The 23,299-nt window shown below is 45.5% G+C and carries 23 protein-coding genes; 15 read left to right on the top strand and 8 right to left on the bottom strand.

The features are described 5' to 3' along the window. Window positions 1-56 precede the first annotated feature (56 nt). Entirely contained in the window at window positions 57-1,187 is a 1,131-nt protein-coding gene (locus tag SY85_RS14630; RefSeq protein WP_066405651.1) for an AI-2E family transporter, read from the bottom strand. A gap of 312 nt (window positions 1,188-1,499) precedes the next feature. Between SY85_RS14630 and SY85_RS14625 the strand changes: the two genes are divergently transcribed. Next, on the top strand, window positions 1,500-1,805 hold the full coding sequence (locus SY85_RS14625; protein ID WP_066405650.1) for a hypothetical protein: 306 nt from the start codon (window positions 1,500-1,502) through the stop codon (window positions 1,803-1,805). A gap of 156 nt (window positions 1,806-1,961) precedes the next feature. On the opposite strand, the gene SY85_RS25160 is transcribed toward SY85_RS14625, so the two are convergent. The 4 genes from SY85_RS25160 to SY85_RS14605 form a co-directional block, all read right to left on the bottom strand. Continuing rightward, complete coding sequence (locus SY85_RS25160) at window positions 1,962-2,399, bottom strand: YqaE/Pmp3 family membrane protein (protein WP_226998839.1); 438 nt, start codon at window positions 2,397-2,399, stop codon at window positions 1,962-1,964. 289 nt (window positions 2,400-2,688) lie between these two features. After that, window positions 2,689-3,177 carry an ankyrin repeat domain-containing protein gene (locus tag SY85_RS14615; RefSeq protein ID WP_066405649.1) on the bottom strand — a complete coding sequence of 163 codons (489 nt, stop codon included), beginning with the start codon at window positions 3,175-3,177 and terminating at the stop codon, window positions 2,689-2,691. Window positions 3,178-3,372: 195 nt separating this feature from the next. Further along, complete coding sequence (locus SY85_RS14610) at window positions 3,373-3,738, bottom strand: hypothetical protein (RefSeq protein WP_066405648.1); 366 nt, start codon at window positions 3,736-3,738, stop codon at window positions 3,373-3,375. Window positions 3,739-3,842: 104 nt separating this feature from the next. Continuing rightward, entirely contained in the window at window positions 3,843-4,184 is a 342-nt protein-coding gene (locus tag SY85_RS14605) for an RNA recognition motif domain-containing protein (protein WP_066405647.1), read from the bottom strand. Window positions 4,185-4,512: 328 nt separating this feature from the next. Here SY85_RS14605 and SY85_RS14600 point away from each other — a divergent pair, with 328 nt between their 5' ends. The 9 genes from SY85_RS14600 to SY85_RS14555 all read left to right on the top strand — a co-directional run bounded on the left by SY85_RS14600 (window position 4,513) and on the right by SY85_RS14555 (window position 12,872). Then, window positions 4,513-5,094: a Crp/Fnr family transcriptional regulator gene (locus tag SY85_RS14600; RefSeq protein ID WP_066405646.1), complete on the top strand. Its 582-nt coding sequence runs from the start codon at window positions 4,513-4,515 to the stop codon at window positions 5,092-5,094. 100 nt (window positions 5,095-5,194) lie between these two features. Next, a complete protein-coding gene (locus SY85_RS14595) occupies window positions 5,195-5,734 on the top strand; it encodes a YceI family protein (RefSeq protein WP_335583195.1) in 540 nt (179 codons plus the stop codon). 10 nt (window positions 5,735-5,744) lie between these two features. After that, the gene (locus SY85_RS14590) at window positions 5,745-6,677 is read left to right on the top strand and encodes a ring-cleaving dioxygenase (protein ID WP_066405644.1); all 933 of its coding nucleotides are present in this window, start codon (window positions 5,745-5,747) and stop codon (window positions 6,675-6,677) included. Window positions 6,678-6,775: 98 nt separating this feature from the next. Continuing rightward, complete coding sequence (locus SY85_RS14585) at window positions 6,776-7,192, top strand: OsmC family protein (protein WP_082886467.1); 417 nt, start codon at window positions 6,776-6,778, stop codon at window positions 7,190-7,192. 26 nt (window positions 7,193-7,218) lie between these two features. Next, the gene (locus SY85_RS14580) at window positions 7,219-8,172 is read left to right on the top strand and encodes a ring-cleaving dioxygenase (protein WP_066405643.1); all 954 of its coding nucleotides are present in this window, start codon (window positions 7,219-7,221) and stop codon (window positions 8,170-8,172) included. A gap of 2 nt (window positions 8,173-8,174) precedes the next feature. Then, on the top strand, window positions 8,175-8,813 hold the full coding sequence (locus SY85_RS14575) for an alpha/beta hydrolase (protein WP_066405642.1): 639 nt from the start codon (window positions 8,175-8,177) through the stop codon (window positions 8,811-8,813). Continuing rightward, window positions 8,814-9,167, top strand: a complete 354-nt coding sequence (locus tag SY85_RS14570) for a cupin domain-containing protein (protein ID WP_066405641.1) — start codon at window positions 8,814-8,816, stop codon at window positions 9,165-9,167. 31 nt (window positions 9,168-9,198) lie between these two features. Further along, window positions 9,199-9,912, top strand: coding sequence for a pirin family protein (locus SY85_RS14565; RefSeq protein WP_066405640.1), 714 nt, complete (start codon window positions 9,199-9,201; stop codon window positions 9,910-9,912). A gap of 335 nt (window positions 9,913-10,247) precedes the next feature. After that, window positions 10,248-12,872 (top strand): BamA/TamA family outer membrane protein, encoded by a 2,625-nt coding sequence (locus SY85_RS14555; RefSeq protein WP_066405638.1) that lies wholly within the window; start codon window positions 10,248-10,250, stop codon window positions 12,870-12,872. A 125-nt stretch (window positions 12,873-12,997) separates the two neighbouring features. On the opposite strand, the gene SY85_RS14550 is transcribed toward SY85_RS14555, so the two are convergent. Then, entirely contained in the window at window positions 12,998-13,573 is a 576-nt protein-coding gene (locus tag SY85_RS14550; protein ID WP_066405637.1) for an NADPH-dependent FMN reductase, read from the bottom strand. A 362-nt stretch (window positions 13,574-13,935) separates the two neighbouring features. On the opposite strand from SY85_RS14550, the gene tkt reads away from it, so the two are divergent. The 5 genes from tkt (at window position 13,936) to SY85_RS14525 (ending at window position 20,697) form a co-directional block, all read left to right on the top strand. After that, complete coding sequence (tkt, locus tag SY85_RS14545) at window positions 13,936-15,954, top strand: transketolase (protein ID WP_066405636.1); 2,019 nt, start codon at window positions 13,936-13,938, stop codon at window positions 15,952-15,954. Further along, window positions 15,951-16,406, top strand: a complete 456-nt coding sequence (locus SY85_RS14540; protein ID WP_066405635.1) for an RpiB/LacA/LacB family sugar-phosphate isomerase — start codon at window positions 15,951-15,953, stop codon at window positions 16,404-16,406. Before tkt ends, SY85_RS14540 begins: the two co-directional genes overlap by 4 nt. A gap of 59 nt (window positions 16,407-16,465) precedes the next feature. Next, complete coding sequence (gene gndA, locus SY85_RS14535; RefSeq protein WP_066405634.1) at window positions 16,466-17,875, top strand: NADP-dependent phosphogluconate dehydrogenase; 1,410 nt, start codon at window positions 16,466-16,468, stop codon at window positions 17,873-17,875. A 109-nt stretch (window positions 17,876-17,984) separates the two neighbouring features. After that, window positions 17,985-19,502, top strand: a complete 1,518-nt coding sequence (gene zwf / locus SY85_RS14530; protein ID WP_066405633.1) for a glucose-6-phosphate dehydrogenase — start codon at window positions 17,985-17,987, stop codon at window positions 19,500-19,502. A 505-nt stretch (window positions 19,503-20,007) separates the two neighbouring features. Next, a complete protein-coding gene (locus SY85_RS14525) occupies window positions 20,008-20,697 on the top strand; it encodes a type 1 glutamine amidotransferase domain-containing protein (protein ID WP_066405632.1) in 690 nt (229 codons plus the stop codon). An 85-nt stretch (window positions 20,698-20,782) separates the two neighbouring features. Here SY85_RS14525 and SY85_RS14520 read toward each other — a convergent pair whose 3' ends face one another. Then, window positions 20,783-21,007: a hypothetical protein gene (locus SY85_RS14520; protein WP_066405631.1), complete on the bottom strand. Its 225-nt coding sequence runs from the start codon at window positions 21,005-21,007 to the stop codon at window positions 20,783-20,785. 275 nt (window positions 21,008-21,282) lie between these two features. Further along, on the bottom strand, window positions 21,283-22,749 hold the full coding sequence (locus tag SY85_RS14515) for a heparin lyase I family protein (protein WP_066405630.1): 1,467 nt from the start codon (window positions 22,747-22,749) through the stop codon (window positions 21,283-21,285). Window positions 22,750-23,299: the final 550 nt, after the last annotated feature.

Genomic DNA, 23,299 nt, shown 5'->3' with positions numbered 1-23,299 from the left:
CCTCCCCTTTAGGGGCCGGGCGCTGTGCGGTGGCGAAGTCTTCCCTTCGGGAGGATTTAGGAGGGCCGTTCTCTTCCCCTTCGGGGGGGCCGCGAGGGGCCGCCTTTGTTTTTATATAAAATAGTATCAATACGCTCATCCAGCTGTTCATCCGGGGGTAATCGGTTCAGGTAAAAGGCCTCATAATAGGCCTTGATGATGGCTGTTACGGGAGTGGCCAACAGCGCACCCATAAATCCAAAAACGGCTGCCATGGCCAGCAGAACAAATAGTGTTGATACTGGGTGGATCTTCATCGTATTGGACCGCAACTTGGGTAAAATAAAATCGCCCATGACCTCGTCAAGCGCCAGCATAAATATGGTTACCCATAATGCTGTCATTGGACTAATAGCCAATGCTACCAGTATGGGTGGAATAGACATAATATAAAAACCAAGGCGAGGTATAAGCTCGGAGAAGAAGGCTACGGCTCCCCACACCCAGGCGCCCGGAACGCCCATCAGGTTTAAAAAAGCAATGATACAGGCACCGCGTATGGCCCCGCCAATAAGGTTAGAGCGTATCCAGCCATTAAGCATAATAGAGGCATTATGTAAAGCTTCAGTGGCCTGGTCGCGTCGTTTGGGGAAAAAAGAAAAATACAGTTCCAGTAAAGGTCGTGGATTGGTTACGGCATATACTACCATACTCAGGAACAGAATGGTCAGTAAGAGCAAGGTTACAATAGAAAGTGAGTAATTACCAATCCGCATAATTGCCTTTGGTACAGAAGGAAGCCATTGAGAAATATTATTACCCTGCTCTTGTATCTCACGGTTGATCTCTGGATAGTTTTCAAACCAGCCTGAAACATTTTTTGATACACTGGCAGCATATGCAGGGAGATTATTGATCAAAGCGGTGATCTGCTCTCCAACCTTAGGAATAATGATCCAGGCTAGGCCCACCAATACAAGTAATATACAACCCAACACAATGGCACAAGCCCAGCCCCGTTTTAAGCCACGCCGCTCCAGGGCTACTACGGGCGTATTGATCACCAATGCCAGTATAATAGCAAAAAGTAATAGTAGTACAATGCCTGCTGCATTGTACAAAAACCATAGCAGGATAATGATCCCTGCTGTATAAGAGATGGCCTTGATCAAGGAGCGGTAAAACGAATCGCTGGATAATTCCGGCATAAGAACAGTGTATTAAAGAGAGCTAAGCAATTCTTGCACCGTAAAGAAAGAACTAGGATTAGTAGGATGAATAGGACGAACAGGAAAGATGATTAGTGGGCAATTCACTAATGCTGGAAAATGAGCTAAGTATACTAGAGAAAACACGAATTACCTTGCGTGAAGCGTGTAGCGTACAGCTTGTAGCTTCTCTCACCCACCATTGACCATTCACCATTCACTTTGTTATTCTCTCGTTAAAGCTGAGCTGCTCACACCTATGGTATTAAATTTGACTAGTGTCGTTTAGAGTTAATTAATAAAAGAAAGGTTATGAACAAAAGAATATTAATACCTGTACTACTAGTGGTGGCGCTGTTCTCTATCATTTATGCAATCTATCGCTCTACAGAACAGAAAATTACCCTGATGGGTCCTGATCGACAAACCGTATTTGGTGAACCTCAACATGGGCTTATCCTGGGTTTGTGCATTTTTGCTAGTTTCTGCGTGGTGGCTACTATACCGCTGCTTTTAGACCGCAGAGAAGATTACAGAAATGGTGGCCGCTCCAGAGATCGGGTAACACCTAGCACTACACGTAGAGAAGATGATCCGATCAGTCGCAGACATTTGTAGGAGCATTTGAAGTTTGAGATTTGAAGTTGATACAAACACAAAGAGAGATTATAGATATTTAAGTATTATAGCTATACCTCAAAGCTCGAAGCTGACTTTATTATAATAAAAAGCCCCGCTATCTAGAGCGGGGCTTTTTATGTTGTACGCATTTAATTATTCTTTTTCAGAAGCTAATTTAAGAGAGCCATCACCAAGGACAACAATCAGTGCATAGATTACACCTGGTATCCAAAACAGTAAGGTAAGTAACAAACTGAGCCAAAAGCGGTTGTTGATTTCTCCTTCATGTAAATACACCGCTAATGGGGGTAGTAAAATGGCTAGAATCACCAATAAAACAGTGCTGGTTTCAGCAGCTGTACCGGCTTTTTTATCGGCCTTGTATTGCTTCAATACTTTTTTTACCTCGTGAATACGCTCTTTCTTTTCTTTCTTGCTCAGGCTGGAAAACTCGCTCAGGGCGGCTTTTACAGTGGCAGGATCGGGCTCGGTAGCCGGAGTAGAAGCTGGTAATGATACGGCAAAGGCTGGTAGGTTCAAGGCTACTAATGTTATCAGCATTAATACCAAACGAGTAAACTTGTTGAACATAGTCGGGTGTCTTTTGATTGTCAAGATGAGAAATACAAATAAGAGTAACAAAAAACCGGACCAAGGCGTATTGAAATAATAGTTTGTCGTTATGCGTTAGTAGATGGTATTTAGTAGTTGTGGCGCGTGTAAAAGGGTACACGTTTAAATAAGGCTAAACCTAATTGTGGTGAGCAATAAAACTGTAAAACCTCATGGTTGGAGTAGAGGAGTGAACTTGTCTGCTTGAAGTTTCTATCGTAAATCTGTAGCCGTAAATTAGGTGGTTAAGGCAAGTTTGGTTTTCAGATCAGTTACGATTACCACTCAGCAATGCAACCATTTCCTCGTTCTTTAGTAATACAGCGTGGTCAAGTGCACTCTTTCCGCTATTGTCGGGGGCATTTGCTGTGGCACTGTGTTTAAGCAGTAGTCTGGCAATAGCCAGTTGTCCAAACATAGCCGCAAATGTCAGGGCTTGCGCTCCCTGTCCATTTCGCAGGTTTGTATCCGCGCCGGCAGCTATGAGCTTTTCGGCCAGTGTTTCATAACCTTTAAAGCAGGCACCCATAAGGGCCGTATTGCCAGATATATCTTGTGCATTTGGATTGGCGCCGTTTTGCAAGAGAATAGCTACTATATCGGGTTGGTGGTTATATACGGCAATGATTAATGGCGTAAATCCTTTTGCATCTGCCGCATTGATCAGATCAGGACGCTGCTGACAAAATTGGGCAACGGCACCTGAATCGCCACGCCGGCAGGCGTCTAAAAAATTTGCTAATTCATTGGATTCCATGTTATAAAGGTAGGCTTGAGATAAGCAAATGAAAGAAACTATACGCTTCAAGCTGTACGCTGGAGAGATTATTTTACATGGGTGGTGTGTAAACAGATAGCTCTTCTATAGCCTGTATATACTTCATCTCTGACGTTATTGTCTTGTAACGAATAATATTTGGCGTTAGGCGTAAAGCTTGAAGCGTGCAGCTTCCTAATTAGGCCCTTGGTCAGCTGTTGCTGGCTCCTTTTCTTCTGCCTCTGCCTTATGCAAACACTTAATTCCAAGCTGGTATTTGTTGTTTAAAGACAACTCGTATTCGCCGCCCATGAATAGGCTTTTTACAGTATCATCGCCCAGCAGCGTAGAAGCAAAGTCTTTAGCCAAAGGAGATGCGTTGATTGCATTATCGGCGCGTCCATTTTGGAAGTGAAGATGAAATTTGTTGCCTGTTTTACGTGCCAGACCAGCGCGCTCGAAATCCTGGATATTTAGATTAAGGGTTTGTGCGCAATTGGCTGATTTTTTTAAAAGGATTTTGATAACTGGAAGATATTTATCCCAAATCTGTGTATGCATATGCTTATATAGTTGTTGAACCAAAATTCGTTTTTATTGCCGCAAAGGTGGTGCCCAAAAAAAAGCCCTGGTGGAAACCAGGGCGCGGACTATAAAAAAAGAGATTAGTAGCGATTCTTGTTATAGCCACCGCCACCGCGGTTACCACCAAAGCCACCACCACGGTTGCCACCACCGAAGCCACCGCCACGGTTGTTGCCACCTTCTTTTGGTTTAGCTTCCATTACTTTGATAGTACGGTTGTCGATAGACGCACCGTCTAACTCAGCAATCGCTTTGCGAGAAGCCTCGTCGTCAGACATTTCTACGAAGCCAAAACCACGAGAGCGGCCAGTTTCTCTGTCTGTAATTACCTTGGCAGAAGTTACTTCGCCATACTCAGCGAAAAATCCACGTAAATCTTCATCTTGAATGTTGAAGCTTAAGTTTGAAACGTAAATGTTCATGTTCTTTTTAAAATAAAAAAATGATAAATGGTATCTGGGCGAGGCAAAAATTGAAGCACTAACTGACAAGATAACGAGGCAGGTAATTGACTTAACTAGATGCGTTGCTCAAATTAACTCGGTGAAGGTACAATTTATATTGATGAAATGCCTAGCTGTGCGGATTAAGGCTTTGTTAAGAGCTTTATGGATGAGCTCCGAAGACTGTAAGCCTTGGTGGGAAAAAGGGGACAACACGTTAAAAAATAGTTTCTTATAGCTTAATAATCAATTAGAAAGGAAGATTTGCAGAACTCGCTAATTTTAAGCGCCCACTTAACTTTGTAAAATGACTGAGCTGCTCTATAAAAAAATTACTGAAATTATTTCACTGACAGATGAAGAGTTTGCTCTTGTCAAATCCTTTTTCTTGCCCAAAAAATTGCGGAAACGACAATACCTGCTGCAGGAAGGCGATGTTTGCCGGTACCAGGCATTTGTTGAAAAAGGTATTCTCCGCTCTTTTACGGTGGATGAAAAAGACGGTGAACACACCCTTCAATTTGCTTCAGAAGGCTGGTGGATGGCTGATTTGGCGAGCTTTTTAACCGACGAGCCCTCTATTTTTAATATGGAGGCACTGGAAGAAGCAGAGGTGCTTTTGATAGACAAACCATCGTGGAACCAGGCTATGGAAACCGTTCCTAAGCTGGAACACTACTTCCGGATCCTGATGCAAAACCACCTGGTAGCTACCCAGAAACGCCTGATGCAATCGCTGGCAGAACCAGCGGAAGCGCGATATAAACGCTTTTCCATTACCTACCCAGACTGTGTGCAGCGGGTGCCACAGCACATGATCGCTTCGTACCTGGGCATTACACGTGAAACCCTAAGCCGCCTGCGTAAACAAATAACATTGTCCAAATAATGTGATCTAGGTCACATTCATTTCTTGCCTTTTCTCAATGGAGCAGGCCTGCCTGTCATAGTAGTTTTGTTTCAACAAATTAAAACAACAAACTATGGCAATGAATTGGAAAATAGACCCGACACACTCGGAAATACAGTTTAAGGTAAAACACCTGATGATCACAACCGTAACAGGTTATTTCAAGCAGTTTGATCTAAATGTTGTTACAGATACAGAAAACTTTATTACGGCTAAAAACATTGAGTTTACAGCTGATATTAATTCTATTGATACCAATAATGCACAGCGTGACGCCCACTTGAAATCAGCCGATTTCTTTAATGCAGAGGAGTATGGTCAGTTGCGTTTCGTCGGCACCAAATATGAAACCAATGGTGAGGATGCAAAGTTGTATGGAGAATTGACCGTCCGTGGAATAACAAAACCCATTGCTCTTACTGTAGAACACGGTGGTATTGTAGTTGATCCTTATGGACAAACAAAAGCTGGCTTTACCGTAAGTGGCAAGATCAGTCGTAAAGACTTTGGTTTAACTTGGAATGCCGTTACGGAAGCAGGAAGTGTAGTGGTGAGTGATGAAATTAAGATCCATGCTGAAGTACAATTAGTAAAACAAGCCGAATTGGTAAACGCTTAATTAAACAATCATGGAAAATAAAATATTAGGACTCCATCATATTACAGCTATAGCTGGTGATGCCCAACGCAATTATGATTTTTATACGCGTGTTCTGGGTGTGCGGTTGGTGAAAAAGACCGTCAACTTTGATGACCCTGGCACTTATCACTTTTACTTTGGCGACGAAGTAGGCACGCCTGGTTCTATCCTTACTTTCTTCCCTTGGGAAGGAATTCAAAAAGGTAGTCCTGGTACCGGCATGGCCACGGAAATTGGATATGCAGTACCCAAAGACAGCCTGCCTTTTTGGAAGAACCGCTTTGAAACGCTTAAGGTAAAGCACCAGCCTATTAATGAACGCTTTGGCGAGCAATACCTTTCTTTTGAAGACCCAGATGGCCTGCAGCTTAACCTAGTAGCTACCAATGATACGCGTAAGCCATGGGTAACCAACGAGGTGAAAGAAGACACGGCCACCAAAGGTTTTCACAGCATTGTGCTTACGGTGCGCAACAGCGCCGCTACTGCTAAAGTCTTAACCGACATCTTTGGCTACCGTCTGTTAACGCAGGAAGGGAATCGCTATCGCTTTATTACAGAGGCTATTGATACGGCTAACGTAGTGGATATTGTAGAAGATCCAAACGGGCAGCGTGGCATCAATGCTGGTGGTACCAATCACCACGTGGCCTTCCGTGTAAAAGACGAAAACATCCTGATGAACTTTAGAGAGAAGGTAGTAAATGCTGGCTTGAATATCACGGAAAAGATTGACCGAAATTATTTCTACTCACTGTACTTCCGTGAACCGGGTGGTGTGTTGTTTGAGATAGCAACAGATAATCCAGGCTTTGCTACCGACGAATCAATTAGTGAGTTGGGTACACACCTGATGCTGCCCCCACAATATGAACCAGCACGCCAACGAATAGTAGATGCGTTGCCTGCTTTAAAGCCGTAACCTCAAGGTGCATTCAAAGTGTATAGTTATAGAAACGTTGAATGCAAAAAATTGGATAAGAAAATAAACGGGATGTTCAACAAAAAGGTAAACGATAAATGGCAGAAACAAAGGTTATAGCATCGGCTGTAGCGAAAAATAGTGGTGATATGTATACCACCCAGCTTACTATTGGTGAACATCATTTCATTGCTGACGAACCATTGGACTTTGGTGGAAGCGACATGGGCCCTGCACCCGGCGACTATTTATGTATGGCATTGGCCTCGTGTACGGCTATTACCCTTCGCATGTATGCGAGGCGAAAGAATTGGGATGTAGGGGAGATACAGGTAAATGTGAAGCTGGTAAAAGGCGACCAGATGGCGTCAGGGCTGAATACGTTTTATTGCTCTATCCATTTTACCGGAAGTCTTAAAGAGGAACAAATAAAAAGGTTGTTGGAAATTTCTAAAGTTTGTCCCATTGACCGGTTGCTCAAAAAGCCTAGCGATGTGGTAGTGGTGATTGAGTAAACCAATAAAGAATTAAACCCATTTAAATGAGTCAGCTAATTACAGGTATCCATCACGTTACAGCCATTGCCAGTAGTGCGCAGAAGAACATTGATTTTTATGTAGGTATTCTTGGTTTGCGACTGGTTAAGAAAACCATCAACTTCGATGGTCCGGATGTATACCACTTTTACTATGGCGATGAAGTAGGTAACCCTGGAAGTATTCTTACCTTTTTCCCATACAATGGATTGGTCAATGGCCGACAAGGAAAAGGCATGTTGAACACCACAACGTTTTCGGCTCCTGCTACTTCACTGAACTATTGGCTGGAACGCCTAAAACGGTTTGATATTCCCTATAAAAAACCACAAGAGCGCTTCGACGGCGAGATGGTGGTGTATTTTGAAGATGAGGATGGACTAGGTTTGGAGTTGGTCTTTAATGACAAGGATACGCGCCCCGGCTTTAGTCTTGGTAACATTCCTCAAGAACATTCCATCAAAGGATTTTATAACGTAGAGATCTGGGAAGAAGGCTATGAGCGTACAGCAGGCTTGCTTACCGAACAGTTAGATCATCAGCTTATTGCTGAAAAAGGAAATCGCTTTCGCTTTGCAGCCAAAGATGCACCTGGAAACTATATCGATATACTTTGCTCGCCAGACAGCATGAAAGGCCTGGCAGGCAGTGGTACGGTTCATCATATTGCTTTTGCCACACCAAATAAAGGAACACAGGAAGAAGTGAGATTGAAGATCGTTAAGCGGATGCTGAATCCGACGCCCATACTGGATCGGAACTACTTTACCTCTATCTACTTCCGGGAGCCGGGTGGTGTATTGTTTGAAGTGGCTACATCAGGGCCTGGCTTTATGGTAGATGAGTCCATTGATCATCTCGGAGAAGCCTTGAAGTTACCACCGCAGTTTGAAGACAACAGGCAACAGATTGAAAAAACACTGACGCCCGTTTTTATTAACCTGGATAAATACAAATAATCATGCACGAAAAAAATATACTGACAGCAGGAAAGGAACTAGACCCTAAGAACAATGTATTAATTCTGTTACACGGACGTGGCGGTAGTGCAGAAGATATTCTGACTCTTGCCAACCATCTGGACGTAAAAGACTTTACATTACTGGCTCCGCAGGCTACTAATAATACCTGGTATCCCTATTCATTTTTAGCGCCACCTGCGCAAAATGAACCTTGGTTATCGTCGTCGCTGGCCTTGTTGAAAGAAATGGTTCAAGATCTTAATAGTAAAGGCATACCCTCAGAGCACATTTACTTCTTAGGTTTTTCACAAGGAGCCTGTCTGACCCTGGAGTTTGTTACACGTAACGCCACAAAATACGGCGGCATAGTAGCTTTTACAGGAGGCTTGATAGGTGATAAGATCTATCCTGAAAATTACAAGGGCGGCTTTGAGCAAACGCCCGTCTTTATAGGAACAAGCGATCCTGATCCACACGTACCGGTAGAACGCGTATATGCCACTACAAACATTTTAAATGGCATGGGTGCTGCTGTTGAAGCAAAAGTGTATAACAGCATGGGACATACGATTAACCATGATGAAATTGATAACGCCAACCGCCTGGTGTTTAATGCACAATCTATAAAGAGCGTATAAATGTTTTCCCTAACAAGAGTATATAGTGATGCTGCAGGTGATAGCCATTTTGAAGATGTGATCGTTCCACTGGCTGAGGCCGGTAGTATTGGACGTTTATCCGAAGCCATTCCAGCTAAGTCTGTTATATTCCGGGAGGTAGAGCCCTCTTACGACTGGAACTTTCATGCCGCACCAGAAAAGCAGTATATTATACTTTTGGATGGTGAAATTGAGATAGAAACATCGTTGGGTGACAAGCGAATTTTCAAAGCAGGTGAAGTGTTGCTCATGGAAGATACCACTGGCAAAGGACATAAAACACGCAATGTGCAGCCTGTAAAGCGTAAGTCGATCTTTATTACATTGCCCTAAAGACAAACAATAACAGAATAAACAAGTACAAATGAAGTCACAGGTTTTCAGAAAAACAGAGCGCGGCATAAAAGACATTGGTTGGTTGAAGAGCAATTTTTACTTCAGTTTTAGCGATTATTACCATCCATTAAAATCAGCTTTTGGAACGCTAGTAGCATTCAACGACGATTTTGTAGAAGCTGGTAAGGGCTTTGGTATACACCCGCACGCCAATATGGAAATTATCTCCGTCTTGTTGAAAGGAAAGATGAACCATATTGATACCCTAGGTTATAAAACGGTGATTGAAGAAGGTGGTGTACAAATTATGAGCGCTGGTAGTGGACTACGCCACGAGGAATATAATATTGGAGAAGAGGAGGTTAACTTTTTACAGATATGGATCGAGCCCAAGTTGCAAAACATCACACCCCGCTACCAGCAACGCAGTTTTCCCAAAGAGAAAAGAAGAAATCAATTAAAAACCATTGTTTCGAATGAAGAAGGCATGGAGCATTGCTGGATCAATCAAAGCGCCAAACTTTCACTGGGGTCTTTTGATACAGCGCAAGAACTAACCTATCGCTTTTCGCCTGCCAATAAATGCCTTTTTATATTCCTGCTGGAAGGGCAAATACGTGTAGATGGGACCGACCTTCACCCCAGGGATGCCATTGGTGTATGGGAAACCGATACCGTACCCATTCACTGCGAAGCCGGTGCTGATTTTTTAATTATTGAAACACCTATCAACCAAAAGTGAAAGGAAAAATTCCAAATACCAAATGCTAAATCCGAAATAGGAAATAAGAAAAACGAAAACTAAATTCAGCCACCCCCTCCTTTGTGCTCCTTAGCGTCTTCGCGGATACCTATTCCTCTCCGCGAAACCATCTCCGCGTTTATCTGCGCCATCTGCGGGCCAACCATACTCTCTGTGCACCTCCCTGCACTCCCTGTCTCTGTGGTTCCTCCCTCTCCGCGCCCCGGCGCCTCTGCTTGATACTTATCCTGAAATCTTGACATATCCTAACCGCTCAGCTTAGCAAATACCCACCAGATAAATTGTAATTTTATATACACCTCTTACCAACTGCCATGAACACCACTCATTCTACAACTGCTGTGCGGCATTGGCTATACCTCGCTGCTGCTATTCTCTTGTTCTCATCCCAAAGTATTGGCCAGTCTGCAATTGACGATGCCTCCATTATTGCTAACATAAACCGGCAAAAGCAATACAAAGGCGACAGTGTCTATGTTCTTGCCGACGCGGCCTTTCAGAAAGTGCCTACTACGCGTTGGTTCCTTGGCGACCACTACCGGCGCGAATGGATCACACCAATAAAAGTTCCCGTGATTGATATTGATACACTTTATGGAGGGTTGGTAGTAAAAAAAGAAGGCGGAGGTAAACAAACCAAGTCTTTACAACTAAAGTCAAAGACCACCGGGCAGGAATATACCATACGTACGGTGGAGAAGTTTCCCGAGAAAGCCCTGCCAGAGGAATTTGCCGGAACAGTTGCCGTTGAATTTGTAAAAGACCAGGTATCATCTGCACATCCATATGCACCATTGGTGGTGGCCGATCTGGCCAAAGCAGGCGGCATCTATCGTAGTAACCCGAAGTTTGTATTTGTAAAAAGATCAAGTGCATTAGGTGAATTTGACTCCACGTTTGGCAACCAGTTCTACCTGATGGAAGAGCGCCCACAAGGCAACTGGGAAGGCAACCCGTTGTTTGGAAATGCCGAGCGGATCTTCTCTACCGAAAAAATGCAGGAGTCATTATTAAAGCCAAAATACAAAGCCGACAGCAGGGCCTTCCTACGCGCCCGTTTATTGGATATGTTCATAGGCGACTGGGACCGGCATGAAGATCAATGGACATGGGGTGTGCGGAAACAGGATGGATTGAATTACATATATCCCATACCGAAAGATCGGGACCAGGCATTTGCCAAGCTGGATGGCGTTGTGCCCTGGTTAGGTACCCGCAAATGGGCCTTGCGTAAGGCTAAATACTTTAAAGAGGATATAGAGGATATGAAAGGGTTGATGTGGCAAGCTAAAAACCTGGATCGCCTGATATTGGTAGATCTTACCTGGCCCGAGTGGGAAAAAGAAGGAAGTGCAATGCAAACGGCATGGACAGATAACGTAATTACACAAGCGGTGAATGAATTGCCGGCTTCGGTTAAGCCTTTAAACGGCCAGGATATACAGCAAAAGCTTATGCATCGTAGAGACGATTTGATGAAGTACACCAAAGAGTATTATAAGATCCTTTCAAAAGAGGTGGAATGGATGGGTACTGATAACGCAGACAAGTTTGTGATATCCTCAACCGAGCCTTCTACATTTACCATAAAGCATTATGCCTTGGATAAGGAAGGATACCTGCTAAAAAAAGAACGGGTATTTAACTCCAGTGAAACAAAAGAGGTACGCCTCTATGGCATGAATGGCGATGATCAGTTTCAAATAGAACCCAACACCCGGTTAAAATCAAGGATCCGGTTGATTGGTGGTTATGGTAATAATAGCTATACCAATGCTACAGGTTCCAAGTTGTCGAAAGTATATGCATACGATACTTCATTGAAAAAGAACAGTGAGGTGAAAAAGGAGTTTAAGATAAGAACACGCCCCGACTCCCTTTGGCAACAATACACCTATGGTAATTACCAGTACGATATAGTATTGCCATTTTTTTTGCCAGGCTATAACCCTGATGATGGCGTTTTCCTGGGCGGTGGCATCAACTACAGAAAATACAAATGGAATAAACCGGGACTTGCTGCACAACATCGCATCGCTGCTAACTATGCCTTCGAATCTGGTGCTTATAACTTCTTATACGAAGGCTTCTTTGCGCAGGTTGTTGGACGCTGGAATGTATTGGCCAATTTCTACCTGAACCAACCCGACTATGTGTTGAACTTTTATGGACTGGGTAATAATACAGAGAAGCTGGTAGACGATAAATCCTTCTATAGAATAAGGGTAGAACAACTGGTGGCGGTAGCCGGGCTGCAACGTTCATGGGCGGCCAAGCACCATGTGTCGATTTTGGGCGATTATTTATCAACCCAGGTGCAGGAGGTAGATAAACGTTTTGTAACCAGTGCTGGTGCAGCGCTGGACTCATCGGCTTTTGATCGCGTACATTGGGTTGGTGGTACGGTGTCTTATTTGTTTTCAACAAGAAATGATAGTTATTTTCCTACCCATGGCGTAGCTGTAGAATCGGCCATTCAATACCACTACTCGCCAACGCGGTCGGATAATTATTCCAACTATGCCGGGGCGTTTACTTTTTATCTTCCCATACGTTCATTGGTTTGGACCAGCCGCATTGGTGGTGCTATTCTTTCTGGCGATCCACAGTTTTTCCAGTACAACCAGCTCAGTGGCTTAACCAATTTAAGAGGGTACAGAAGAAGCCGTTTTTCTGGTAAATCCATGGTGTACAATAACAATGAACTGCGCATACCAGTAGCAACGCTTAAAGGTTTTGTTGTAAGAGGTAAGCTGGGTATTAACCTGTTCTGTGATAATGGACGGGTATGGATACCAGATGAAGATTCCAACCGCTGGCATGTAGGCTATGGTGGCGGTGTATGGATTGTTCCTTACCAGCGGATTTCGTTTACAGCCAACTATGGCGTATCAAAAGAAGACCAGGTGCTATATATAAAAGCAGGATTCATGTTCTGATTCCAAGCGAATGAAGTAGCTCTTGCTGAACAAGGCGGTTGTAATACGTAGTACAGTTGTACTTACAACAACCGCCTCTTTTTTTGAATCAGCTTCTAAGCGTACTGGCTTTGCTTTATTGCATGTTAAGAGCCTTTCGCAGCCGTCTCCTGCATGCGATTATTGGCTTCTATGCACCAGCGCAGTTCTTCTAAAAATGCCTTTGCCCTTTTGTCGGTGCCTTCTTTGTCTTTGGGTGTTCCTGTCTCGTCGTAACTCTCCTGCACCTTGGCTACCTGGAACATTGCCGGCACCACCCAGGCTCCTATTTTCCATAGCGAAAACACTAGCGATGTCATTACCTGTGCTCCGCCAAAAGGTCCGCCGGAAACGGTAGCCAAGGCTATAGGTTTACGCTTCCATTCGGCGTACAGCAGATCCACTACGTTTTTTAAGCTTGCGGGATAGCCGCCATTGTATTCAGGAGTAACAATGAGCACGCCATCTGCCAGTACAATGCGTTGCGCAAAATCCAAAACATCGGCCGATGGTGAGGGCATAAAACGCAGGCGTTCTTCAAAAAGCGGAAACTGGTATTCTGCCAGATCAATAAAGTCGACAGTAGCCAATCCCTGTTGTTCAATGTAATTTTTGAAATACAGCGCCACCCAATGGCTTTTGCGTCCGGTGCGTACGGCAGAGGATATAATAGCAATGGTCATAGTATAGGGTTAAGTGTTACGAATTTACAAGGTTTGTTCTGTGCTCCGCGAAAAGATGTTTCACACGCCTCCAGCCCCTAAAGGGGAGCACCCGCGCACGGGAGCCATAGAGGAGTTGCAGAGAATATCCTCCTATAATAGGCCTACTTTACTTCATTACGGACTCCTTACTCATTACTCCTCCCTTTTCACGTCTCACGTTTCACGATTTCTCACCACTACTCACTCATTCAATAACCAATGACTTTTTGACCATTGACTTTCCTACTGTGGGCTGTCGTCTGTCGACAGAGGACTTCTTCTCGCAGCTTTTTCCCTCCCCGCTTCTTTTCCCATTTTACTTGCTGTAACTTTATTTACCTATGGCTTCTCACACCCTTAACCCCATTGACGAGCGCAGCATTAATACGATCCGGTTTTTATCTGTTGACATGGTGCAGCAGGCCAACTCCGGTCACCCCGGTTTGCCGCTTGGCGCAGCCCCCATGGCCTATGTGCTATGGAGTAAGTTTTTACGATTCAATCCCCGCGATCCGCACTGGACCAACCGAGACAGGTTCATCCTCTCGGCAGGGCACGGTTCAGCCTTATTGTATAGCCTGTTGCATTTATACGGCTATGATCTTCCGTTAGAAGAGATCAAGCGGTTCCGGCAGGTAGGGTCCAAAACACCCGGTCATCCTGAATCCATGCTCACACCCGGCGTAGAGGTCACTACAGGGCCGTTAGGGCAGGGATTTGGTAATGGTGTGGGTGTTGCTATTGCCGAAGCGTTTTTAGCGGCTACGTTTAACCGTGAGGGACATTCTCTGATCGATCATTACACCTACGGTATAGTCAGTGATGGCGACCTGATGGAAGGTGTGGCCTCAGAAGCGGCATCTCTTGCTGGGCATTTAAAACTAGGTAAGCTTATTTATCTCTATGATGATAACGACATCTCGCTCGATGGTCCCACCAGCCTGGCGTTTACCGAGGATGTACCAGCACGCTTCCGTGCCTATGGCTGGCAAACACTTACCGTGGCCGATGGTAATGACATGCAAGCCATAGAAGACGCCATTCGTGAGGCACAGGCTGATAAAGAACACCCTACGCTCATTTCTGTAAAAACCATTATTGGTTATGGCAGTCCGCAAGCCGGTACCAGCAAGGTGCATGGCAGTGCCTTGGGTGAGGATAATGTCAAAAAGACCAAGACCTTCTTTGGCTGGGATCCTGATAAAACCTTTTACATACCTGACGATGTAAAAACGCATCTTTTAGAGTTGGGTAAAAAAGGAGCACACCTGCAAGAGGAGTGGCAAGGTAACCTGGACGCTTACACGAAAAGCTTCCCTAATGAAGCCAAACAGTTTGATCTGGCCTTTAGTGGTAAGCTACCCGAAGGCTGGGAAAAAGAACTGCCGGTGTTTGGGTCCGAAGAAGCACTGGCCACACGCCAGGCTTCGGGCAAATCACTTGAAGCGCTAAAGAAGATCGTTCCATGGATGATTGGCGGATCGGCGGACCTGGCCAGTTCTACCGAAACACCTAAGAACGGCGATGTTAGCTTTCAGCCAGGTCAGTATCAAAACAGCAATATCTGGTTTGGCGTACGCGAGCATGCTATGGGCGCTATTCTAAATGGCATGGCCACCCACCGCGGTGTTCGTGTTTATGGTGGTACCTTCTTAACCTTTTCTGACTATATGCGGGGCGCCATTCGTCTGGCCGCTTTAACAGAAGCACCCGTTACCTACATCTTTACGCACGATAGCATTGGCCTGGGAGAAGATGGTCCCACCCATCAGCCGGTAGAGCACGTTACTGCCTTGCGTGCCATTCCCAATCTTACCGTAATAAGGCCAGGCGATGCCAATGAAACAGTCGCTGCCTGGCGTATTGCCATGACCAGCTTGAAAGGGCCTGTTGCGCTCATTCTTACCCGCCAGAAGATACCCACGCTGGATCAAACAAAATATGCACCGGCTTCTAACCTCGAAAAGGGGGCTTATATCCTAAGTGAGGCCAATGGCGCACCGACACTTATACTGATTGGCACTGGCTCAGAACTGCAGCTGGTGGTGCAGGCACAAGAGCGCCTGCAAGCCGAGGGCATACCTACCCGTGTGGTCAGCATGCCTTCGTGGGAGCTATTTGAGCAGCAGGACCAGGCTTATAAAGACACGGTGTTCCCGCCAACTATTCATAAGCGGCTTGCCGTGGAAGCTGGCATTACGTTGGCATGGTACAAATATGTAACCACTGGAGGTGCCGTTATTGGTATTGATCGCTTTGGCGAGTCGGGGCCGGGTGAGGAAGTGCTCAAACATTTTGGCTTTACAGTAGATCATGTATACAACCGCGCGAAAGCGCTGGTAAAAAACGATGGTCAATGAAAATAGGGATTGCTGCCGATCATGCTGGTTTCGAGGTTAAGCAACAGTTGGTGAAACAACTGGAAGCCGTAGGCTATTCAGTAACTGACTTTGGTGCGCATGTTTATGACGCTGACGATGATTATCCAGATATCATTGTTCCATTGGCAAAGGCTATTACAGCTGGTGTTATGGATCGTGGCATTGCCGTTTGCGGCAGCGGCGTAGGTGTATCGGTAGCAGCTAATAAATTTCCGGGCGTAAGGGCTGCGCTGATCACAGAAACCTATTCGGCGCACCAGGGTGTAGAGCATGATAATATGAACCTGATGTGCCTGGGCGGGCGCGTTATTGGCTTTGTGTTGATCTGGGACCTGGTACAGGCCTACCTGAGAGCATCTTATAATGGTGGTGAGCGTTTTGAGCGCCGATTGCATAAGATCTGGGCAATAGAAACGGGTCGCTATCTCTAATCCTATCCACTTGAAAATCCAAAATCTGCAATCTAAAATCTTCAATCTGAAATTAGTCTATGGAAGAATATGAATTTGGGATCGTTGGCCTGGGTACAATGGGCAGGAACTTGTTATTGAATATGGCCGATCAGGGCTTTTCTGTGTTGGGTCTGGACCTCGATCCGTTGAAAGCTACAGTGCTGGCTAAAGAGGTGGGCCCCCAGCAGCACGTAAAAGGCGTATCGGCCGTTGTTGATTTTGTAAGTGCACTACGAACGCCAAGGGCTATCTTGATGCTGGTGCCGGCCGGCAAGCCTGTTGATATAGCCATTTCAGGTATGCTGCCCCATTTGAATGAAGGCGATATCATTATTGATGGAGGCAATACGTATTTCACCGATACCGACCGTCGGGCCCTGGAGTTGGGCAAACAAAAGATCCATTTTTTTGGAATGGGTATTTCGGGTGGTGAAAAAGGTGCCCGCTATGGTCCCAGCATGATGCCGGGTGGCGACAGGTCCGCCTACGAGCGGCTACGTCCCGTATTTGAAGCCATTGCTGCCAAGGTAGATGGGCAACCCTGCGTGACCTGGCTAGGTAATGGCTCGGCTGGTCACTATGTAAAAATGGTGCATAACGGTATCGAGTATGGGATTATGCAGTTGATTGCTGAAGTGTACGACATGCTGAAACGTGGACTGGGCCTGCCAGACGAAGCCATTCAACAAACCTTTGACACTTGGGATCAGCAAGAGCTGCAGTCCTACTTAATAAAGATCACTGCCGATATTTTCAAAACAAGAGATCCAGAAACGGGGCAGTTGCTGGTGAACATGATTGCTGACCGCGCCCGCGCCAAAGGCACCGGCAAGTGGACCTCTCAAAACGCCATGGATCTGCAGGTGCCCGTTCCCGTTATCGATACCGCAGTAATGATGCGCGACCTGTCTGCTCATAAAGAAGAACGCACATTGGCCGCACAGCGCTTCTCATCGGTAATAAATAGCGAGCAGCCGGCCAATATGCAACAAACACTGGAGCGCTTGAAGAGCGCCTTATACGCGGCTACTATCATTACTTATGCGCAGGGGCTTTCGCAGCTGCAGGTGGCATCTAAGGCCTATATGTACGGTATTGAGCTGGAAAGTGTAGCGCGCATTTGGCGCGGCGGCTGTATTATTCGCTCACAAAGCCTGGAGCTTTTCCGCAGTGCCTACGCCCGGAACCCAGAACTGATCAACCTGCTGTTGGACGAGGAGGTGGCTTCCATCATTGCACAACGGCAGGCAGACCTGCGTTGGATGGTGATGATGGCTGTAGATAAAGGCATTCCTGCAGCTGCCTCAATGGCGGCGCTTTCCTATTTCGATGCCTATCGCAGCGCCCATTTACCGGGCAACCTGATCCAGGCCCAGCGCGATTTTTTCGGCGCCCACCAGTATGAACGTATCGACCGCGAGGGCGTTTTTCATACGGAATGGGAGTGAGGCTACACGCTGCAAGCTACACGCTACAAGCCAAACAGCCTGTTTATATGCGTGCAGCGTGTAGCGTATAGCTTGCAGCTTCAACAATGACCCTTAAACACGAAACACAATGAACCACGAAAACGATAAAGCCGCTCCTACTATCATTGTCATCTTTGGCGGTACGGGCGACCTGACAAAGCGCAAGTTGTTGCCTGCTTTTTACAACCTTTACCTTGATGGTTACCTGCCGGAAAAGTTTGCCATTATTGGGCTGGGCCGCACCCCACTGGATAATGGTGCCTATCAGGAAAAGCTAAAAGAAGGGTTGGGTGAATTCTCACGTAGAGGTAAGCCCAACGAGGAACAATGGGAGCATTTTAAGTCGTTCATTACCTACCTGCCCTCCGACGTCAATGATGCTGCTTCTTACCAAAAACTCAAAGAGCATTTAGACCATATCGATGATCAATGGGGAACCCGTGCCAATCGGCTATTTTACCTGTCGGTAGCGCCCCAGTTAATTGCAGCCGTTGCTACAAACATTGGTAAGGTCGGCTTGGCCGCTGATGCAGCCATGGATCGCATTATTGTAGAAAAGCCTTTTGGCCATGATAAAGAATCGGCTATTGAACTCAATCGCCTGCTGACACGCACCTTCAAGGAAGAGCAGATCTACCGCATCGATCACTACTTGGGAAAAGAAACCGTGCAGAATATCCTGGTCTTTCGCTTTGGCAATGCCTTGTTTGAACCTATCTGGAACCGCAACTATATCGATTCAGTGCAGATCACCGTTGCGGAAACGGTGGGTGTGGAAGACCGCGGCGATTATTATGAAGGATCTGGCGCTTTGCGCGATATGATACAAAACCACCTGTTACAAATTTTATGCATGGTTGCTATGGAGCCACCTGTATCGTTTGATGCAGAGGAGATCCGTAATCGCAAGGTAGATGTGTTGCGGGCTGTGCGGAGATTGAAGCCAGAAGAAGTACATATGTATGCAGTGCGCGGCCAGTATGCTGGCGGTTGGTTGCAAGGCAAAAAAGTACCCGGCTATCGCGAGGAAAAAGGTGTGAATCCGCAATCTAACACCGAAACGTATGCCGCCCTGAAATTGTATATCGATAACTGGCGCTGGCAGGGTGTGCCTTTTTACCTGCGCACCGGTAAGCGTATGCAGGAAAAAACATCCTCTATTACCATCCAGTTTAGGCCGGTACCACACTCCACCTTTCCGCAAAGTAAGGTTGGTAGCCTTATACCTAACCGGCTTACCATAAACATTCAGCCGCAAATGGATATCAGCATCCGCTTTATTGCCAAACGGCCAGGGCTGGAAATGAACCTGCAGCCAGGCGAAATGGTGTTTGATTACGACAAGTGTTCTACGCAAACGCCCGAAGCATATGAAACGCTATTGCTGGATACCATGCAAGGCGACGCTACTTTATTTATGCGTGCCGACCAGGTAGAAGAAGCCTGGGATGTGATCACACCCATACTGGAAACCTGGGCCACACGCGATTCGCTGGATTTTCCCAACTACGCTGCCGGCACCTGGGGACCCGAAACAGCCGAAGCCCTCATTGCTGGTCAAGGGCATGTGTGGACCGTAAGCCCGCATCTTTTTGAAAATAAATAACAAGCGCACAGCCTCAGCCCTTAAGAGAAGCGCTTCGCGCTTATTTGTTTCGCGCAGAGGGCGCAGAGAATAGGAGAAGAATATTGAACAAGGAACAAGGAAGGATGAAGGAAGAAGTGGAGAAAAGGCACAAGGGGCAAGAAACAAGGAACAAGAAAGGAAATGTTCAATGCTCAATAATCAATGATTAGAAATGAATAATGATTGATTATTAATGGAGGCGGTAAATAAAAAAGCACCCCTTAAGTGGAGGGCTTTTAGTTTATAACCTGTCATTCCTTAGCGTCTTTGATTCTTTGCGCCTTTGCGTGAAATCCTTTCTCCTTTTCTCCTTTCCTCTGTGCGAAACCCTTTCTTTGCGCCTTTAAAACTTGGCGCCTCTGCGCGAAACAAAAATGCGCGAAGCGCTCTACGTGAAAACCTTCTTCCATCTAAAAGCTCCTGCTGAGTTTAGAAGGGTCCGTTTCTTGTGGCGTCTTTCTTCCAAATACAAAAGGAGAACACCATGAAAGTATTGATTGTATTAACCTCGCACAGCGAGCTGGGCAACACCGGTAAAAAGACTGGTTTCTGGACGGAGGAATTTGCTGCACCATATTATGTACTGCGTGATGCGGGTGTAGATATTACGCTGGCATCACCCAAGGGTGGGCAGCCGCCTATTGATCCCAAAAGTTCAGAACCTGGTGCGCAAACCGAAGCCACTAAACGTTTTGATAAAGACGAGGCCTTACAAAAGCAATTGGCCAACACCAAAAAACTAAGTGAAGTAAACGCTGCTGATTTTGATGCGGTATTCTATCCCGGTGGCCATGGTCCTTTGTGGGATCTTTCTTCCGATCCGGACTCCATAAAGCTGATTGAAACATTCTGGGCGTCAAAAAAGCCAGTGGCTGCTGTATGTCATGCACCAGCTGTGCTGCTTAATGTCAAAGACGCCAATGGTGAGCCCCTGGTGAAAGGAAAACAGGTTACAGGTTTTACCAATACGGAAGAAGAAGCGGTAGGACTAACCAGTGTAGTGCCTTTTTTGCTAGAAGACGAGCTGAAAAAGAAAGGGGGTATTTACTCCAAAAAAGACGACTGGGCTGCTTACGTAGTAAAAGAAGGGCTGCTGATAACCGGTCAAAATCCAGCTTCCTCCGAAGAAGCGGCACATCAGCTATTACAGTTATTGGAGACTGTGTCGGCCTAAAGACAGATAATAAAAAACGTTTAGGCACTGACGTTATAGGCAGGTATTGAAGGCAAACATTGCTTGTTGGCAAAGGTATACGCCATCAATTTCTTTTATTGCCGCCTACCAGCAACAGGCCTATGCCGCCAATAACAATAATACCGCCTGCAAACCAGGGCCAGGTGACAGTCTTTTCTTTTTTGATCGAAAGATCAACCGTGTTGGTATCAATAATCTTCTCGCGTTGCTTAAAACTAAAGCCGCCAGTAGCGATCATAACAATACCCAGCACGATCAAGCAAACGCCTATAATTTGTAGTCCTTTCATTGACGTTAACTTTTATCTACAAGGTATACGTTTAGTACAATACATACAATGACTAAACTAATAATTCGAAACGCTTTTATACTTGCGCCATTAAATTAGGTATGGGTAGCTGCAGAGAAGAAGAAAGCATTACACTAATGCCAATAAAGAGGTATGATTCAGTGCTGCCATGAAACGATACAAAATAAAAAAAGCCAGGATTGCTCCTGGCTTTGAGATTGGGTGTTCACTAAGTTCACTTTTTAATCAAACACCCAGCCTGCGTTATTGATGGATTACATTGTACTTAATGAACTGTTTTCATTACCCACGCGTACATCATCTACGTACATTACACGAAGCGTTGCATCGCTTGTTGCAGTTCCACTCCATACCCACTTGTAGATACCCAGTTTAAAGGTTGGCAGGTTAGAGGTGATCGCTGGTGGATAAATGGTTTTACCCGCATAGTTCAACACCTGGGAACCATTTTTCCAGATCTGCCACGCACCATCCGTGTTGTAAGAAAACTTATAGTGAATGACAAAACGTACCCACTGGTCTTTTGGCACCGCACCAATGTCCATGGTCTTCGAGGTACCAGAACCTAGGGCACCAGAGAACACCTGTCCATTAACCTCGGCCCAGATGTGACCATTTTTTACGATCAGGCTCACGGGAGGTGAAGTCTGGGACGTCTGGTGGGCCTGGTGGAACAATTCTGGTTTAGAATCGTCCTTCATGCCACTGGATGGCCAATACACAGAGAAAGAAACCCAACGGTCTTTTCCGTTATAAGAAGACGGGAAACGTACTTCAGAACGGTAGTTGGGATCGGTATCACGCAGTTCAAAACGACCTACCTTGGAACCCTGCAGGGCCGGTGTAGTAGCTGTTGTGAAGGCATACGAAGTATACCACTCCTGACCAAAGCCACTCCATGGAGAAGTACCTTCAAAAGTCTCACGGAACAGGGTGTTAGAGCCGATGGTAGTACTACCCAGTGCGCCAGTAGAACCCGTTGGTGCAGTAGGCGTAGTTGGTGCTGTTGGCGTAGTTGGTGCTGTTGCACTACCTGTTCCTGAAGTAGAGGTAGTACCGCCTACTACTTCAAACCAATTGATATTGTAACCACCGGTTGCTGCATACAATTGAATAGTCTGTGAACCGGAAGCAAGATTAGCGTTTACGCTCACTGTTGTATAAGTCTGGTAACTAGTGGTCTTAGGAGCTGTAACGGTTGCCAGTACAGTACCGGCTGCATTACGCACCTGGAACTGTCCACCAGGACCCGCCACGCGGAAGTTTAATTTGTATGAACCAGCTGCTGGAGCATTGACTGTGTATTTCATCCAGTCGCCAGCTTGAATAGAACCTACGTTCTTTCCACCTTCGCTACATGCATCCAGTCCTACTCCGCTCATGCTCGCGTAATTCTCCGCTTCATACCGAGTAGTTGAAGATGTAGTAGATGAAGTTGTGGTTGTTGTTGTGGCCGTAGGTGCATCGAGTGCTAAAGTTTCAGAAGAAGTTGATGCTGTTGCCACTGAATTGTTTTCAGCAGACAGATCGTCTTTCTTACAAGCAGTAGCCAAAAGGATCACCGATAGATACGGGATCATCAGTGATAATTTAATACTCTTGTTTTTCATGGTCTTTAGATTGTTTTTTAGATGAATGATGATGGAGGCCAACTTTATTGGCTGACCGCTTTTTTCAATGTGAACTTGTTGAATTAACGCCGCAGTGAAAACGAATACCATTCCATATTGAGGTGTTTTTTGCACAGAGTTGTGGACTTAGTCGGATTATGGTAGAGCTCTCTAAGTGTATATTCCTAGAATCGGTAGTCGCTTTTCGTTTTATAGATTTCGATCAAACCCTTTAGGGGCAAGGGTTTGGCACGGGTGCTACTAAAAAGTAGTTTTCAGTATCGCGCATGTGCTATAACGTTATTTATACCATATATATAAGCACAATGATCTTGGTATTGGAGAACCATTAAGGCATCGTTAAAAGAGGATTTGATACGGGCAATATATAAGGGGAAATGTGGCTATTTGATTTGCCGTGTAGGTAGGAAAACAAAACAGCTACTAGTTGATTACACTTAGGGACTGTTTTTTTAAATGTTTGAAGAGAAAGATTGGCATGCAAGAAAACGATTGCCGTTGTTAGCTCTTGCCAAAATTCTTTAAGGAAAAACAAATTGATTTTGGCACGGCCAAAGAAGAGAGTTTGTGTTGTTGCAAATCAAGAAGGTGAGTGGTGAGTTTAGTCCTCGGTCAACAGACGACAGTCTACAAAAAGAAA

The organism is Flavisolibacter tropicus (assembly GCF_001644645.1).
GTDB lineage: Bacteria > Bacteroidota > Bacteroidia > Chitinophagales > Chitinophagaceae > Flavisolibacter > Flavisolibacter tropicus.
This window is presented reverse-complemented; position numbering and strand designations above follow the sequence as displayed.